Raw genomic sequence first — 14,392 nt, forward strand, 5'->3', positions numbered from 1 at the left:
GCGCGGGGCTTGCGCGCGCGGGCTGATGGGGTGGCTTGTGCAGGGCTCTTGCGCACCGGCGCCAGTGCGTCGCGCAGCCCCGCCAGCGGGTCGCTGCTGGCCTGCAGGCGCAGGGCCGACTGCACCGTGCCGATGTGCTCGGACATCAGCGCTTCGGCGCGGGCAATGTCGCCTGCCTCCAGCGCCTCGACGATGCGCACGTGGTCGGCGCAGCTCTGCGCCGCATCGTGCGACGACTGGTAGAGCATGGCGATGAGCGTGGTGCGCGCCGTGAAGTCGCGCAGCGTGTCGGCCAGCAGGCTGTTGCCCAGGCATTCAGCCAGGCATACGTGGAAGTCGCCCAATAGAAAGCTGCGCATGCCCACGTCGGTGCCCGCCAGCGCGGCCTTTTCGCGCTGCAGATGGCTTTTGAGCTGGCGCAACGCGGCCTTGTCCACCACCTTGAGCTGGTGCAGCAGGCCCAGTTCGATCACGCGGCGCGCCTCGAAGGCCTCGCGCGCTTCATCCTGCGAGGGTTCGATCACATACCAGCCGCGCCGGGCGCTGACGGTGACGATGCCCCGCGTGGCCAGCCGCGTGAGCGCCTCGCGCACGATGGTGCGGCTGCAGTCGAACAGCATGGCCAGTTGCTGCTCGCCCAGGCGGGAGCCGGGCGCGAGTTTTTGCGCCATCACGGCTTCGATGATGCGGTTGCTGATCTCGGTGGCGGTGGTCATTGCCTGCGGTTACGCAGGTTCCGTGCCAACTGGTATACAAGCCGAATGCACCAGTCTGGCGCACGGAGGCTGTGCACCGGGCGGTTCCCTGGCACCACGGACACGCTGCTTTGCATGCAAGTGGTGCGCGCACATCACAAGCGGTGCACGCGCGTGCCCGAAAAGTTGGAAAGGAATAGAGAAAGAAGAACGAGAAAGAAGGAGGGCACCCGGCTACCCGAGCCCCGCGAGGCGCAGCAGCCAGGGCAGCAGCAATCCGCCGCCCACCGCCACCAGCACTGCCGGATGCCACCACGGCCAGCGCACCGTGCGGCGGTGGCCCAGCGTGCCTTCCACCACCGCCTGGCCCGCCAGCAGCACCAGCCACACCAGCAACAGCACCGCGCCCGGGTTGGCGGCCCAGGCGGCTGCCCAATCGCCCTGCACCAGCGCCGCACACGCATGTGTGCCGCCACACAGCGGGCAGGGCATGCCCGTCAGCGCGCGAAACCCGCAGCCCAGGCCCAGCCCGCCCTGCCCCAGCCACCAGGGCGTGGCGGCCATGGCCAGCGGCCAGCCCAGGCCGAACGCCAGCCGCAGCCGCCGAGCGTTCCCGTCCAGCGGCTGCCAGGCGGGCGATCTGGTCACCGGCACCACTACAGGGCCGGGGTCAGAGGGGAGGGAGCGCCACCGGTTCATCGCCCACCAGCTGGCGCGCCATGTAGTAGGAGCCGATGGTGGACAGCGGCAGCGTCAGCAACGCGCCCACCCCGCAGAGCAAAAAGCCCAGCGAACCCACGATGCCCAGCACCAGCGAGCAAAAGAACGCCGAGCCCAGGTTCTTCGTCACGATGCTCCAGGCCTGGTTGAAGGCAGCCACACCATCGCGCTCGCCGCGCGCCACGAGGAACAGCGCCACCGGGGGCAGCGCCATGACCAGCAGGCCGGGGATGAAACACAGCATGAAGCCCAGCGACACCACCAGCGAGCTGATGAGCCCGGCCACGAACGCGGGCACAAAGTCGTCAAAGCCCCGGAAGATGTCGCCGATCTGCACCGCTTCGCCGCGCGCCTCGCGCTCGATCATGCGCATGTAGCCCACCACCATGGGCCCGGCCAGCAGGCCCGCGCTGATGCTGGCCACCACCATCACCAGCAAGGTGCACACCACATGGGTGATGGCGTTGTTCTTGAAGATGCCCCAGGCACCCGACAGGCAATCCCCCACATTGGCTGAAGCCATGGCAACCCCCTCTGTTTGAAGTCGTCAACAAGACGCCGGACCAGTGTAGCGAGCCACCGCTCCGGCATCTACCTCTGCAGCTACCTCGGCGGCTACTTTGTCAGAGAAGACCGTCCCACAGCGAGAGCCGCACAGGCTCCGGGTGGGGCGCATACGCAGGCGACGCCACATCGAACCGCTGAACCAGCGGTTGCACGCCCGCGTACGGCGCCCATCCGGGGTCGCCCCTTTGTGCAAACGCCACCCAGCCCTTGTGCATGGTCGCAGCCAGCGCGGTGGGTGGCCTGGGCCCTGTCAGTTCCTGCCCCGTGGCGGTGTGGAGGTTGCCGAAAACAAACGGCAGCTCTACCCCATGCGCCGCCCCCAGGCGCCCCCGCCACTGCGGCGAAGGCCAGGCGAATTCGTAGGCATGGGCACTGCGGGCCCAGCGGCTGGCCAGCGCTGCAATGCGCTGGGCGGGCACGCGGTAGTAAAAGTCGGACTGCAGGGCACACAGCAGCTCGCCGGGCGTTGGGTGTGTGGGCGGCAATGTGGCGCGCAGGGCCTGCACCGCGTCCGCGCCCAAACCCACCTCCTGCGCAAAAGCCAGCACCTGCGCCTCGGTCACGCGGTCCATCGCGCCGCCCGGCACGTGGTACAGGCGCATCTCCTCGGCATTGCAACCCACCAGCACCTGCAAGTCTGGCGGGTGCGCCGCCCACTGCTGCGCCAGCGCCTGCAGCGGCGGCGCAACAAGCACCTGCCCGTCCACCACGGGCCGCAGGGGAAAGAAGTTGCGGATGCCCAGGCCGTGTTGCTGCCGCAGGGCCGGGTCTGCCGCGAGGCGGTGCACCGCGTGCAGCACGGCAGGCGGGGCTGCCACACCCAGCGCAGCCAGGGAGGGCGCCACCCCCGCCAGCGCAGCCACGGCGCGGCGTGCAGCGGCGGCCTCTTGCAGCGTCTGGCACGCCACGCTCGGGCTCTGCAAGATGGCGCGCTGCAAGAGCCCGCGCGATGCGGGCATGCCCAGCACACAGGCCAGTGCGCCCGCACCGGCCGACTGGCCGAACACCGTGACCTGCGCCGGGTCGCCGCCCCAGGCGGAGATGTGCTCGCGCACCCATTGCAGCGCGGCCAACAGGTCCAGCAGGCCGCGATTGGCGGGCGCTGCACCGCCTGGCGAACCAGCCTCAGCCTCGTCCTCGAAATGCAGGAAACCGTCGATGCCCAAGCGATACTGCAGCGACACAAACACCACGCCCTGGCGCGCAAACGACGCCCCGTCGTACAGCGGCTCGCTGGCCGCGCCGCGAAAGAACCCGCCGCCATGCACCCACACCATCACGGGCAGGCGGGCGCCGGGCTCTGCAGGCGGGGCCCATACGTTCACGGCCAGGCAGTCTTCGCCCCCCAGTATGGGCGCATCCGCACGCGCCGTGCGGGGCAGCTGCGGTGCCATCGGCGCAAACTCGGTGGCATCGCGCACGCCAGGCCACGGTAGCGCTGGCACCGGCGCCGCAAAGCGCAAAGTGCCGCGCGGCGCCTGGGCATACGGCACACCCCGGAACACGCGCACGCCCTGCTCCCACAGGCCGCGCAGCTGCCCGCCATGGGGCAGCGTGACCAGCGGCGCCGCCGTGCCCGCCGTCATTCCGTGGCCAGGCCCAGCTTGTCGATCAGCGGGCGCCACACAGCCGCATCGCGGGCCGCCCAGGTGCGGGCATCGCCGGGTGTGGAAGTGGTCAGTGTGACGTTCATGGCTTCCAGGCGGGACTTGTACTGCGCATCACCACCACGGCATCTTTCGGTGACGGCATTGAGCCGGTTCAGCAGCTCGGGCGAGGTGCCGGCCTTGGCCACCACCGCAATCCACGCAGGCCGCGCGAGGTCGCTGGCGGCGGGCAGGGCCTCGGCGATGGTGGGCACATCGGGCAGCAGCGCCGAGCGCTGGGCACCAAACAGCGCCAGCGGCACCAGCTTGCCCGCCTTGACCTGGGCCGCCGCCGTGCCAATCACCAACGTCATCGCATGGATCTGCTGGCCCATGAGCGCGGTGAGGCCCGCACCCTCGCCCACAAAAGGCACATGGGTGCCGGGCACGCCCAGCTTGTCCACCAGCGCCGAGGTGAGCAGGTGCGCAGGGCTGCCTTTGCCCGGTGAGCCAAAGTTGATGCCGCCGGGCTTGGACCGCGCCAGCTTCTGCAGGTCAGCCAGGCTGGCGATGCCCATGCCGGGCGGCACGGCCAACACCAGGGGCGACGTGCCCAGCACGGCCACACCATCAAAGTCGTGTTGCGGGTCATACGGCGGCTGCTTGTAGACATACGGCGTGATCGTCATCTGCGACATGCCGATGCTCAGCAGGCTGTAGCCGTCGGCAGGCTGGGACTTGAGGTAGTTGATGGCCAGGATGCCATTGGCCCCGGGCTTGTTCTGCACCACCACGGCCTGGCCCAGCTCGCGCGCGGCGCAGTCGGCCCACACGCGCGTCATCGCGTCCGAGCCGCTGCCGGGCGGTTGCTGGGCGATGAGCTGGATGGGCTTGGTCGGATAGCCGCCCGGCTGCTGCGCCAGGGCGCCACCGGCCAGGCAAGCGAGTGCGGCGAGCGCGAGGAGGCGCGGAGCGCGCGTGGAAGCCGAAGTCATGGTGTGTCTCCTGGTGATGTTTTAAGCGAGGGATGCCTGATCGGCGCGGCGTGCAGGCAAAGACGGGTCAGCGGCGGCGCGTGCGCACCTTCACGGGCGTGGCCGCAGAGGCTGCTGCGGCCTCGCACCGGGTGGCGATCCAGTCGGCCAGGCAGGACAGCTGCGCCTGCTGGACGGCATCGGGCGCTGATGGCTGTGCTGGCGCAAACAGTTGCAGCATCCCCAGCCCGCGCAACGACGACAGCACCATGCCCAGCAGGCCATCGCGGTCGGGCTCTGCCGCCAGCTCGGGGAAGGCCGTGAAGAAGCCTTCGTGCATGCGCGTCTGCACACTCTGGCGCAGCTCGGCGATGTGGCCCAGCACCTCGGGCTGGTTGCGGCAGCCCAGGTAGATGTTCCAGGCCACGATGAAGCGCGGCTGCGCATAGACCAGGCTCCACACCGCCTGCACAAACTTCGCGGCCCGTTCGCGCGCGGGCAGCGCGGGGCTGGGCCAGAGTTCGCCCGAGCGCACGGTGGACTCGATCAGCTCGCTCAGCACATTCATCATCAGCACCGCTTTCGACTCGAAGTGGTGCAGCACCGCACCCGAGGTCATGCCCGCCGACTTGGCCAGCTCGTGGATAGACATCTCCTCCAGGCTGCGGCGCTGGATCACGTCGATGGCCGTGGCGATCAGGTGCTGGCGCGTGGCGGCGCTGCGCTCGGCATGGGTGCGGCGCACCCCGGCCTTGGGGGAAACACGGTGGTTCATGGCGCTTTCACAATATACATTTCGAACGTAATGTATTTATGCTGCCGTGGACCAGCAAGCCCGTGAATACCCGCATCCCCGCACAGGCCCAAGTTGGATTACCCAGAACCCTTGCACGGGGCCGAACCTAGAATGCTTCTCACTGACCGCACCCACCGGAGACACACACCATGAACGCCCCCACCGCTGCCGCCCACCTGCTGCCCGAAATCAAGCTGCGCGACGTGCCCCAGGCCCTCATCGATGCGCTGCAGGCCCGCTTTGCCGCGCAGTGCTCGCTGGCCCAGGCCGTGCGCGAGCAGCACGGGCGCGACGAGGGCTCGTTGCAGGCCCCGCCGCCCAGCGCCGTGGTGTTTGCCGAAAGCACGCAGGATGTGGCCGATGCGGTGAAACTGGCCAGCCAGTACGAAGTGCCCGTCATCCCTTACGGCGCGGGCTCGTCGCTTGAAGGCCACCTGCTGGCCGTGCAGGGCGGCATCAGCATCGACGTGAGCCGCATGAACCAGGTGCTGAGCATCAATGCCGAAGACCTCACGGTGACCGTGCAGCCCGGCATCACGCGCAAGGCCTTGAACGAAGCCATCAAGGACACCGGCCTGTTCTTCCCCATCGACCCCGGCGCCGACGCGAGCATCGGCGGCATGTGCGCCACGCGCGCCAGCGGCACCAATGCCGTGCGCTACGGCACCATGCGCGAAAACGTGCTGGCGCTGGAGGTGGTGACCGCCAGCGGCGAAGTCATCCACACCGGCACCCGCGCCAAAAAGAGCAGCGCGGGCTACGACCTCACGCGCCTGATGGTGGGCAGCGAGGGCACGCTGGGCATCATGACCGAGATTACCGTGCGCCTGTACCCGCTGCCCGAAGCCGTGAGCGCAGCCATCTGCTCCTTCCCCAGCATCGAAGCGGCTGTGCGCACCACCATCCAGATCATCCAGATCGGCGTGCCGATTGCGCGCGTGGAACTCATCGACCACCACACGGTGCGCATGGTGAACGCACACAGCAAGCTGACCCTGCGCGAGGAACCCATGCTGCTGATGGAGTTCCACGGCTCACCCGCCAGCGTGAAGGAACAGGCCGAGATGGTGCAAGACATTGCCAGCGAATTCGGCGGCCAGGCCTTTGAATGGGCCAGCACGCCCGAAGAACGCACCCGCCTGTGGACCGCCCGGCACAACGCCTACTTCGCGGCCGTGCAAAGCCGCCCCGGCTGCCGCGCCATCAGCACCGACACCTGCGTGCCCATCAGCCGCCTGGCCGACTGCCTGCTCGAATCGGTGGACGAGGTCGAAGCCAGCGGCATCCCCTACTTCCTCGTCGGCCACGTGGGCGACGGCAACTTCCACTTCGGCTACCTCATCGACCCCAACAGCGCCGAAGAACGCACCAAGGCCGAAGCCATGAACCACACGCTGGTGGCCCGCGCCCTCAGCATGGGCGGCACCTGCACCGGTGAGCATGGCGTGGGCATCCACAAGATGGGCTTTTTGCTGGACGAGACCGGCACGGGCGCGGTGGACATGATGCGCGCCATCAAACGCGCGCTGGACCCGAAGAACATCCTGAATCCGGGGAAAATTTTTGCGCTGTGAGTGAGCCGCCGCGTGAACGGGCTCGCTGACTGGCGCGGCTCGGATTGGAGGTTTTTTGGCACCTGGCGCTTGTCTGACAAGCGCGAAAAGCTATTGTTTCTATAGCATTTGTGGTGCACGGCTCGCTTTCACGCCGCTCGATCTGTCCCAGCGCTCCGCCCCGCTTCCATCAGTTGCTGGAAGCAGCACGCCAGTGTCCCGAGTTGGAAGTTCGTTGATGAAATAAAGAGGTCGAAATCGTCGTCAGGCAAGGCGCAAACCACAGCGATAGCCGTAGCTATCGCGAGGATTTGAAACGCTGCATGGCGGCGATTCTCGACGTCTTTATGAAACGAATCTCCAACTCGGGGCACTAGAACCGTGCAGCGTTGGTTGGCCGCATGAAGGGCTTGCGCGCCGCGGTGCTGGTCGGTATCGGTTTCTCGGCGGCTGTCGGCGCGTTGGCGCTGGCGGTCCTGCCGCCTGGATGGGCTTCGACCACCTACCTGTGGCCCGGCATCCAAACGGCTGAACTCCTTGTGCACATCACTCCCACTGCGGTGGTGTACTGGCTCGTGCCCGAGGGCGGAGCCCCGGCCTACCTCCTGCACGTACTGACCGGAGCTTTCGTCTCGTGGGCCGCGCTCTTTGCGCTTGCGGCGTTTGCAATTCGGCGTGACGCCAGGGCGCTCCTCATGCGCAGATCACAGGCTCCTAGAATGAGGCAATGATCAAGTACTCCTTCCCAGCTGCGCCGGTGACTTACAGGCCTCCAGCAAACACCCCCGCAGTCCTGGCCAATGAGTTGATCGACTACCAGGCATGCCCGTTGTGCGAGAGCAAAGCCTTTCGTCCGCTGCGCAGTGCGGACTGTTCCCACCACCCTCGCTACAGCCAAGAACTCTCTCGCACCATGCATTGGAGCCAATGCGCGGCGTGCCAGCATGTTTTTCGCAGCGGCTACTACACCGAAGCAGCGCTGAATATCGTTTTCCGTGGCACCAACGAATCCCAGGTGGTGGGCTATGACCTGGAGCGACAGCGCTATGTGTCTGCGCAGATGATTGAGAAAGTGCTGCCCTACCAGACCGGCGGCACGTGGCTGGACGTGGGGTTTGGCAATGCATCGCTTCTGTTCACGGCGCACGAGTACGGCTTCGAGCCTGTGGGCCTGGATCTGCGTCCGCAATCGGTGGAAGAGTTGCGCCGATGGGGCGTGGCAGCCCATTGCCAGGATGTCAAAGGGTTCGAGCTGTCGCGCCCCGCCAGTGTGATCAGCATGGCAGATGTGCTGGAGCACATGCCGTATCCCAAGGTGGGCCTGCATGCCGCCCACCGACTGTTGCAACCGGGTGGCGTGCTGCTGATCTCCATGCCCAACTCCGGCTCCATGGTCTGGAAGGCACTGGATGCCGGCAATGCGAACCCGTACTGGGGTGAAATCGAGCACTATCACAACTTCGACCGCGACCGCCTGTATGCATTGCTGGCCGAATGTGGCTTCAAGCCCGTGCGCTATGGCATCAGCCAGAGGTACCGCGTCTGTATGGAAGTGATTGCCGTGAAAGCCTAGGCAGGCGGTACACACAACGCGCACCCACGGTCGGCATGGCCCACGGAAGTCCTGACCAACTTACCCCTGCGCGAAGCACGCCGCAGGGCGTGTACCGACTGTGATGCGGTGGCCGTTGGACACGCAGGAGGGGCCAGAATGCGCGGCTCGTCCTGTTGCAGACGCTTCCTGGGAAAAAACCATATGCAGGCCCCCCATCCCACAAAACACCGCTTTCGTATTGAACTGGTCGCCGAACACCAGCATGCATCACTGGTCGACCTGCTGTGCGAACTGCACGCCTTCTACAACCAAGGCGCCACACCCCCTCGGCAGGTGGTGATGGAGCATCTTCGCCAGAACCTCTTGGCGCCCGGCTCCGCCCAGCGTTTGCTGGTGGCTTCGCGCAGTGATGGCGTTGTGGTGGGCCTGGCGGCGTTCTCGCTGGTGTATTCGTTGGTCGAATTTGCAGAGGACCAACGCAGACACTGCCAGCTCAAAGAGTTGTATGTAAGTTCGGCCGCAAGAAGCCAGGGTGCTGGCCGGGCGCTCATGCACGGGCTCGCCCGATATGCCATGGAACACGGCTGCCGCCGCATCGACTGGCCTGTGAAGGCTTCAAACGCCCGGGGAATCCTGTTCTACGAAAGCCTGGGGGCCGAGCGCGTGGCCGAACGGCTGAGCTACCGGCTGACGGGGCCCGCACTGGGCCGGCTGGTACTCGAAAGTGGATGTGCCGACGTACGGTCTGCGCAGAGCTAAGCTGAACTGCACATCGGAGATCTCCACCTTGTTTCGCTCTTTCGTACTCCTGCTGTCCCTGCTGGGCAGCGCCGCCTTCGGCGGGTTGCTCTTGGTATCGCTGCTGCAACCTACCTGGATTGAACACGGTGCGCGCGAGCTGATCCGCCAGCAGATCGAGCACAAGACGGGCGAAAAGCTCCGGGCCCTGGACGAACGCTTTCTGAGCGCCCAGGCGCGGGTCTTCTTGCGCGGCAAGGAGCAGGAGATCGACGCCGCTCGCAAGGCGCTGTCTGCGGGCCTGCCCGCCCGGGTCGCGGCCATTGCGGCCGAGATGGGGATTCCGGCGTGCGAGTGCCGCAAACGGCGGCAACAACAGCTGGAACTGCAGATTGGCACCGCACAGCAGATGCAGGCCCAGCTCGATGCGCTGATCCGCAGCGCCTACATGGACACGGCCGAAAAGCTGTTGCGCGAATTGCGCATCTTCAGCGGTGCCAATGCCCTGGCATTCGCCCTGCTGGGCCTGGCCGCCTGGCGGCGACCCCACGGCGCCCGTGGGGTATCGCTGGTGCCGGCCACCGCCACCCTCCTTCTTGCCACGCTGGCAAGCAGCGCCATCTACCTTTGGGGCCAGAACTGGCTGCACACCGTCGTGTTCGGCAGCTACGTGGGCTGGGCGCAGCTGGCATACATCGCGCTGGTGTACGCATGGCTGTGCGATCTGCTATTGAACCGGGCGCGGGTCAGCCTGCACCTGTGCCAGGGCAGCATGAGCGGCGCTGTGTCACCTTGCTGAAGGCTTGCCCCTCCTGCGGATCTCTCCCGTCTCCGCATCCGCCGCCGATGGGCTCTGACCCGGCAGCAAATCTGGGTGGCAGCCCCCTTTCTCCTGCGCTGGTGCAGACCACCACAGTTCGAAACGCGGCCATGGCGAGGCTTGCCCGGCAGTACGGCCGTCGTAGCCGGGAGCGCAGGCTCCCGTCAGGTGTGCACTGATCGTGAATCTGCGGGAGCCTGATTGCGGTCGTGCATGCCGTAGTCGCGCACCACGGCGGCAACGCGCAGGCGGTAGTTGTCGAAGATCCGCTCGCGGCCTGCTTTCTGCGTGGCGCGGTGGGCTTCCATCTGGCGCCATTGCGCCACCGCTTCCTCATCACGCCAGAACGAAAGCGACAGCAGTTTGCCGGGTGCACTGAGGCTCTCGAACCGTTCGATGGAGATAAACCCGTCGATCTGCTCCAGCAAAGGCCGCAACGCAGCGGCAGCGCCCAGATAAGCGTCCTGCTGGCCCGGAGCGGGCTGTACCTCGAAAATGACGGCCATCATGCACTGATCTCCAGTGGGTGTGCGGGCAGGTCCAGCGTGCCTTCCACGCCCTGCGTGAACGTGCGCTCCTCGCGCAGGATGAAGCGCTTTTCCTGCGCCATGGCGAAGTTGGCACGGCCTTCAGGGTCGGAGCGCAGGCGGGCGCGGTAGGCCTCATAGGCAGCCAGCGACTCAAAGCCGATGAGCCCCCAGGCCTCGTAGTTGCTGCCCTCGTGCGGCAGAAAATAGCCGATCAGGTGGCCCCCGCAGCGCGGGATGATCTGGCCCCAGCGGCGCGCGTATTCGGCAAACAGCTCGCGCTGGAAGGGGTCGATGTCGTAGCGGATAAAGCAGGTGATCATGGTGTTCAGAAGTCGTTGGTGGACAGGGCTTCACGATAGGCGGTTGACGTCCTTCGATGGTTCGCCCAAGATCGAACCATGAAAGATGGCCCCCACATCGCGCGCATTGCCGCGCTCATTGGCGACAGCGCGCGCGCCGAAGTCCTCACGGCCCTGATGGCCGACCGCGCACTCACGGCCACCGAACTGGCGGCGGTGGCAGGCGTGACCAAGCAGACCATCAGTGCCCACCTGGCCAAGCTGCTCGATGCCGGCCTGCTGACCGTCGAGCACCAGGGCCGCCACCGCTACTTCCGGCTGGCCGATCGCGATGTGGCGCACCTGCTGGAATCGCTCATGAACGTGGCCTTTCGCGCCGGTGCCGTGCGCCTGCGCGCAAGCCCCCGGGAGCCCGCGTTGCGCCGCGCGCGCATGTGCTACGACCACCTGGCCGGTGAAGTGGGCGTGCAGTTCTACGAAGCCCTGGTGCGCCAGGGGCTGCTGGACGCCACGCCCCAGGGTGCAGCGGTGACGCCCGCAGGCGCGCAGTGGTTTGCCCAGGTGGACATTGACACCACGGCACTGGCGCAACAGCGGCGCATGCTGTGCCGCCCTTGCCTGGACTGGAGCGAGCGCCGCCACCATCTGGGCGGCGCGCTGGGCGCTGCGTTGCTGCAACGCCTGTTCGACGGCGGATGGGCGCACCGGGCACAGGGCTCGCGCGTCGTGCACTTCACCGCCAGGGGCGAACTGGCGCTGCGCCAGTGGCTGGCAACCAGCCCAGAGACACCACCATCCACCGCCCTTCGCGGCCCCGAACAATGATGAAGACCTTGCTGCTCTTCATCGCCACCGCCCTGGCTGAAATCGTGGGTTGCTACCTGCCCTGGCTGTGGCTCAAACAGGGCAAACCGATGTGGCTGCTGCTCCCTGCAGCGCTGAGCCTCGCCCTGTTCGCGTGGCTGCTCACGCTGCATGACACCGCCGGCGCGGGGCGCGTGTATGCGGCCTATGGCGGGGTTTATATCGGCGCGGCGCTGGCCTGGCTGTGGATAGTCGATGGCATTCGGCCCACCGTCTGGGATACGGCGGGCGTACTGGTAGCGCTGGCGGGCATGGCGATCATCATGCTGCAGCCCGCGCGCTAACGCCCGCGCACTCTGCGTGCCCGCAGTGCTCGGTGCTCACAGCTGGCACGCGCGTCACTGCAACTCCTGGTAACAACCTCCACATTTGCTACATCGGTGTTTTATAAGCAGTGATCTCTCAACTTTCACAAGACTGTCCATGCGCATTTCGACCGAGAAGGTTTCCTCTGCCCTCACTCGCCGCCACTTTGCCCTGTGGATGACGGCCTCTGGTTTGTCGGCCTGCGGCGGTGGCGGGGGAGAGGGCGCCCCCGCGCCAGCCCCACCGCCCGGTCCCGCGCCGGGGCCAGCCTCGCTCAGTTTGATGGCGGGCGGCCTAGGTGGCATCGGGTTCCTCGGCGGTAAGGACACGCAAGCCCGCCTGCCCCAGGAAATCATTGGACTGACCTTCAGCACCCAGGGTGACATGTGGTTTGTGGGCAGGGGAAGCGACACCCAGCGGATCGGACACGTCTCCGCCCAGGGCACCATGACGTACGGCTCCGCCTTCACCCAACACGCCATATCGGGGGTGGTGGACGCGAGCGGACGCTACTTGGTCGCGCTGTTCTTTGGTCCGGTACAGGTCGTCTGCGCGTGGGAAGGCGACACGCTGCAGGTTGTGGCGGGTAGGAGCCGAGCCCCCGGCGAGCCAGACGTAATGCAAGACGGGAAAGGCGCAACAGCCCAGATCTGCCGATTCGACTCCCCCGTTCTGGGCGGAGACGGGCTGGTGTACTTCCTCGACAGGCCCTTCGTTGCTGCGCACCGGACGCTGCGCGCACTGGCACCGGACGGTACGGTGACTTCCCTGCTTGCAGTGCCCGACGGTAGCCGCCTGCTCGTGTCTCCCACCGGGGCCATCCGCATGTTCATTGATGCTCAGAGCCGCGTGGAATGGGCCGAACTGGCCAACACGGCGCCAGGCGTTTATGCATGGAACGTCCTGCCCAGCAGCTGGCCCAGCGGCAGCGCCGTGCCCTTGGCGCCCGTCAAAGGCAGCGCCGACAGGTACTGGGGTTACGACGCTGCCGCCAGAACCGTGGCGCATTACGCGCTGGACGGTACGCGGCAGAACGCGCGGGAGCTTCCGGGCGAACTGGACGTGGCTGCCCCCAACCCCGCCACTGGCCACCTCGCGCTGCGTATTCGCCGCGACCTCGGCGCGCCCAACTCTTGGCAGTACCCCGCAGAGCTGTACCTGCTGGATCCGTCCCAGGCGCCCACGGCGCCGCTGTCGGCGTGGGTCGGGCTGCCGGACCAGCTGGGCCATACGGATGGCGTGGGAGACGCTGCCCGCTTTGACTTCACCGGAGGCGCCCACGCCATCTCCGAAGGGTCTGGGCCGCTGTTCGTGGCAGTGGGCGCGGGCACGACCTACGGCGGCGCTGCACCGCCCGTGCGCACCGTGGCGCCGTCCGGCCAAGTGGCCTCCACCGCATTGCCCTACCGGCGCACCGGCCTGCTGGCCATCGCCTACGGCTATCTTTTGACTTACGACCGCTCCACCAATACGGTGCTACGCACGCCCAAGAACGGTAGCGGCACGGTGTGGGAACCGTGGGTGCAAAGCAGCGTTTTTGCGGGGTACGGGGGGCTGCAGGTGCTTCGACCGGACACCACGGGCTTGCTGTGGTTTGCCACCCGCACGCTGCCCGCGGGCGGTGGCGGCGGCAGCAACCCGACCGGCGAAGGCACGTCCCTGATCGGGACCATCAGCGCCACAGGTAAGGTGCAGGTGCTGTTGGGTGACCCGCAGCAGGTCTACTCCGCGGCCAACTATCCGCCGCTGGCCCAGCGCCCCTGGTACCTGGACATCACCGATATCGCCTTCGAGGGCACGGCGTCCCCGGTGTCATGGGTGCTATGCAACCGCACGGTGCTGACCTCCCAGGGCGAGTTCGAGCGTTATGCGCCCGAACTGGTGCGGCTGGAAGGCGCCACGCGCCAAGCGTTTGCGCTGCCCGGGTTGGACACCCAGCGGCGCGAGTTGATGCCCTACCAGCAGCTGTGCGTCCTGCCCAGCCGGCTGGGCCAGGTGTTCCTGTCCAGCCCTTGCGGCGTGTACCGCTGGACGATGGCCAAGGGCCTGGAGCTGGTGGCCGGGCAGGCCGATCCGACCCCGGCCGGCGTGCGCCTGGGCTCATTGCCCGGCAGCCTGAACCTGGTGAAGTTCATCAGCCCAGGCCCGGATGCCAACAGCCTGTACGTAGGCAGCGAAAACAGCGTGCTGCGATTGGGTCTTCCCGGTTGAGACGGCATGCGCGCGCATCCACCGCTGAATGACTGCACCCCTTGTTCACACTTCGGAGATTCTTCATGAACCCACCTGACGAGACAGCCGCTTCCGCTCTCACACGACGTCACTTTGCCTTGTGGATGACTGCTTCCGGGCTTACCGCCTGCGGCGGTGGCGGGGGCAGCGAAGCACC

Annotated in this window: 16 protein-coding genes; 8 read left to right on the forward strand and 8 right to left on the reverse strand. The window is 66.9% G+C overall.

Translation table 11 applies throughout. From position 1 onward, the window contains the following. The 6 genes from NFX52_RS25495 to NFX52_RS25520 form a co-directional block, all read right to left on the reverse strand. Positions 1-716 (reverse strand): GntR family transcriptional regulator (locus tag NFX52_RS25495; protein ID WP_252635870.1); only part of this gene is annotated, 716 nt, incomplete at its 3' end. Positions 717-929: 213 nt separating this feature from the next. After that, a complete protein-coding gene (locus NFX52_RS25500; RefSeq protein WP_252635871.1) occupies positions 930-1,343 on the reverse strand; it encodes a DUF2752 domain-containing protein in 414 nt (137 codons plus the stop codon). Between the two features lie 22 nt (positions 1,344-1,365). After that, the gene (locus tag NFX52_RS25505) at positions 1,366-1,938 is read right to left on the reverse strand and encodes a hypothetical protein (RefSeq protein ID WP_055396165.1); all 573 of its coding nucleotides are present in this window, start codon (positions 1,936-1,938) and stop codon (positions 1,366-1,368) included. Positions 1,939-2,038: 100 nt separating this feature from the next. Continuing rightward, positions 2,039-3,568, reverse strand: coding sequence for a carboxylesterase/lipase family protein (locus NFX52_RS25510; RefSeq protein ID WP_207402003.1), 1,530 nt, complete (start codon positions 3,566-3,568; stop codon positions 2,039-2,041). Then, complete coding sequence (locus NFX52_RS25515) at positions 3,565-4,563, reverse strand: Bug family tripartite tricarboxylate transporter substrate binding protein (RefSeq protein ID WP_055396161.1); 999 nt, start codon at positions 4,561-4,563, stop codon at positions 3,565-3,567. Before NFX52_RS25515 ends, NFX52_RS25510 begins: the two co-directional genes overlap by 4 nt. A gap of 67 nt (positions 4,564-4,630) precedes the next feature. After that, positions 4,631-5,317 carry a TetR/AcrR family transcriptional regulator gene (locus NFX52_RS25520; RefSeq protein WP_055396160.1) on the reverse strand — a complete coding sequence of 229 codons (687 nt, stop codon included), beginning with the start codon at positions 5,315-5,317 and terminating at the stop codon, positions 4,631-4,633. A gap of 170 nt (positions 5,318-5,487) precedes the next feature. On the opposite strand from NFX52_RS25520, the gene NFX52_RS25525 reads away from it, so the two are divergent. The 5 genes from NFX52_RS25525 to NFX52_RS25545 all read left to right on the forward strand — a co-directional run bounded on the left by NFX52_RS25525 (position 5,488) and on the right by NFX52_RS25545 (position 9,983). Next, positions 5,488-6,912: an FAD-binding oxidoreductase gene (locus NFX52_RS25525; RefSeq protein ID WP_207402002.1), complete on the forward strand. Its 1,425-nt coding sequence runs from the start codon at positions 5,488-5,490 to the stop codon at positions 6,910-6,912. 380 nt (positions 6,913-7,292) lie between these two features. Next, the gene (locus tag NFX52_RS25530; RefSeq protein WP_055396156.1) at positions 7,293-7,622 is read left to right on the forward strand and encodes a hypothetical protein; all 330 of its coding nucleotides are present in this window, start codon (positions 7,293-7,295) and stop codon (positions 7,620-7,622) included. A 182-nt stretch (positions 7,623-7,804) separates the two neighbouring features. Continuing rightward, the gene (locus NFX52_RS25535; RefSeq protein WP_055396210.1) at positions 7,805-8,464 is read left to right on the forward strand and encodes a class I SAM-dependent methyltransferase; all 660 of its coding nucleotides are present in this window, start codon (positions 7,805-7,807) and stop codon (positions 8,462-8,464) included. Between the two features lie 183 nt (positions 8,465-8,647). Then, entirely contained in the window at positions 8,648-9,205 is a 558-nt protein-coding gene (locus tag NFX52_RS25540; RefSeq protein ID WP_055396154.1) for a GNAT family N-acetyltransferase, read from the forward strand. Between the two features lie 28 nt (positions 9,206-9,233). Next, positions 9,234-9,983 carry a hypothetical protein gene (locus tag NFX52_RS25545; protein WP_055396152.1) on the forward strand — a complete coding sequence of 250 codons (750 nt, stop codon included), beginning with the start codon at positions 9,234-9,236 and terminating at the stop codon, positions 9,981-9,983. A 185-nt stretch (positions 9,984-10,168) separates the two neighbouring features. Here the strand turns inward: NFX52_RS25545 and NFX52_RS25550 are convergent, their stop codons facing one another. Both NFX52_RS25550 and NFX52_RS25555 read right to left on the reverse strand, forming a co-directional pair. Then, a complete protein-coding gene (locus tag NFX52_RS25550) occupies positions 10,169-10,513 on the reverse strand; it encodes an antibiotic biosynthesis monooxygenase family protein (RefSeq protein WP_055396150.1) in 345 nt (114 codons plus the stop codon). Further along, positions 10,510-10,854, reverse strand: coding sequence for an NIPSNAP family protein (locus tag NFX52_RS25555; RefSeq protein ID WP_010465174.1), 345 nt, complete (start codon positions 10,852-10,854; stop codon positions 10,510-10,512). Before NFX52_RS25555 ends, NFX52_RS25550 begins: the two co-directional genes overlap by 4 nt. A 78-nt stretch (positions 10,855-10,932) precedes the next feature. Here NFX52_RS25555 and NFX52_RS25560 point away from each other — a divergent pair, with 78 nt between their 5' ends. The 3 genes from NFX52_RS25560 (at position 10,933) to NFX52_RS25570 (ending at position 14,214) form a co-directional block, all read left to right on the forward strand. Further along, positions 10,933-11,658, forward strand: a complete 726-nt coding sequence (locus NFX52_RS25560) for an ArsR/SmtB family transcription factor (RefSeq protein ID WP_055396148.1) — start codon at positions 10,933-10,935, stop codon at positions 11,656-11,658. Then, entirely contained in the window at positions 11,658-11,981 is a 324-nt protein-coding gene (locus NFX52_RS25565; RefSeq protein WP_207402001.1) for a YnfA family protein, read from the forward strand. The genes NFX52_RS25560 and NFX52_RS25565 overlap by 1 nt, the downstream gene beginning before the upstream one ends. Positions 11,982-12,120: 139 nt before the next feature. Continuing rightward, on the forward strand, positions 12,121-14,214 hold the full coding sequence (locus NFX52_RS25570) for a hypothetical protein (protein WP_242701197.1): 2,094 nt from the start codon (positions 12,121-12,123) through the stop codon (positions 14,212-14,214). Positions 14,215-14,392: the final 178 nt, after the last annotated feature.

Origin of the sequence: Acidovorax facilis (genome assembly GCF_023913775.1) — a bacterium.
GTDB classification, from domain to species: Bacteria; Pseudomonadota; Gammaproteobacteria; order Burkholderiales; family Burkholderiaceae_C; genus Acidovorax; species Acidovorax facilis.

Bases quoted from the DNA above. Each gene is read 5' to 3' on its own strand.
- NFX52_RS25505 (WP_055396165.1), bottom strand. From the start codon at position 1,938: ATGGCTTCAGCCAATGTGGGGGATTGCCTGTCGGGTGCCTGGGGCATC.
- NFX52_RS25510 (WP_207402003.1), bottom strand. From the start codon at position 3,568: ATGACGGCGGGCACGGCGGCGCCGCTGGTCACGCTGCCCCATGGCGGG.
- NFX52_RS25515 (WP_055396161.1), bottom strand. From the start codon at position 4,563: ATGACTTCGGCTTCCACGCGCGCTCCGCGCCTCCTCGCGCTCGCCGCA.
- NFX52_RS25520 (WP_055396160.1), bottom strand. From the start codon at position 5,317: ATGAACCACCGTGTTTCCCCCAAGGCCGGGGTGCGCCGCACCCATGCC.
- NFX52_RS25525 (WP_207402002.1), top strand. From the start codon at position 5,488: ATGAACGCCCCCACCGCTGCCGCCCACCTGCTGCCCGAAATCAAGCTG.
- NFX52_RS25530 (WP_055396156.1), top strand. From the start codon at position 7,293: ATGAAGGGCTTGCGCGCCGCGGTGCTGGTCGGTATCGGTTTCTCGGCG.
- NFX52_RS25535 (WP_055396210.1), top strand. From the start codon at position 7,805: ATGCATTGGAGCCAATGCGCGGCGTGCCAGCATGTTTTTCGCAGCGGC.
- NFX52_RS25540 (WP_055396154.1), top strand. From the start codon at position 8,648: ATGCAGGCCCCCCATCCCACAAAACACCGCTTTCGTATTGAACTGGTC.
- NFX52_RS25550 (WP_055396150.1), bottom strand. From the start codon at position 10,513: ATGATGGCCGTCATTTTCGAGGTACAGCCCGCTCCGGGCCAGCAGGAC.
- NFX52_RS25555 (WP_010465174.1), bottom strand. From the start codon at position 10,854: ATGATCACCTGCTTTATCCGCTACGACATCGACCCCTTCCAGCGCGAG.
- NFX52_RS25560 (WP_055396148.1), top strand. From the start codon at position 10,933: ATGAAAGATGGCCCCCACATCGCGCGCATTGCCGCGCTCATTGGCGAC.
- NFX52_RS25565 (WP_207402001.1), top strand. From the start codon at position 11,658: ATGAAGACCTTGCTGCTCTTCATCGCCACCGCCCTGGCTGAAATCGTG.
- NFX52_RS25570 (WP_242701197.1), top strand. From the start codon at position 12,121: ATGCGCATTTCGACCGAGAAGGTTTCCTCTGCCCTCACTCGCCGCCAC.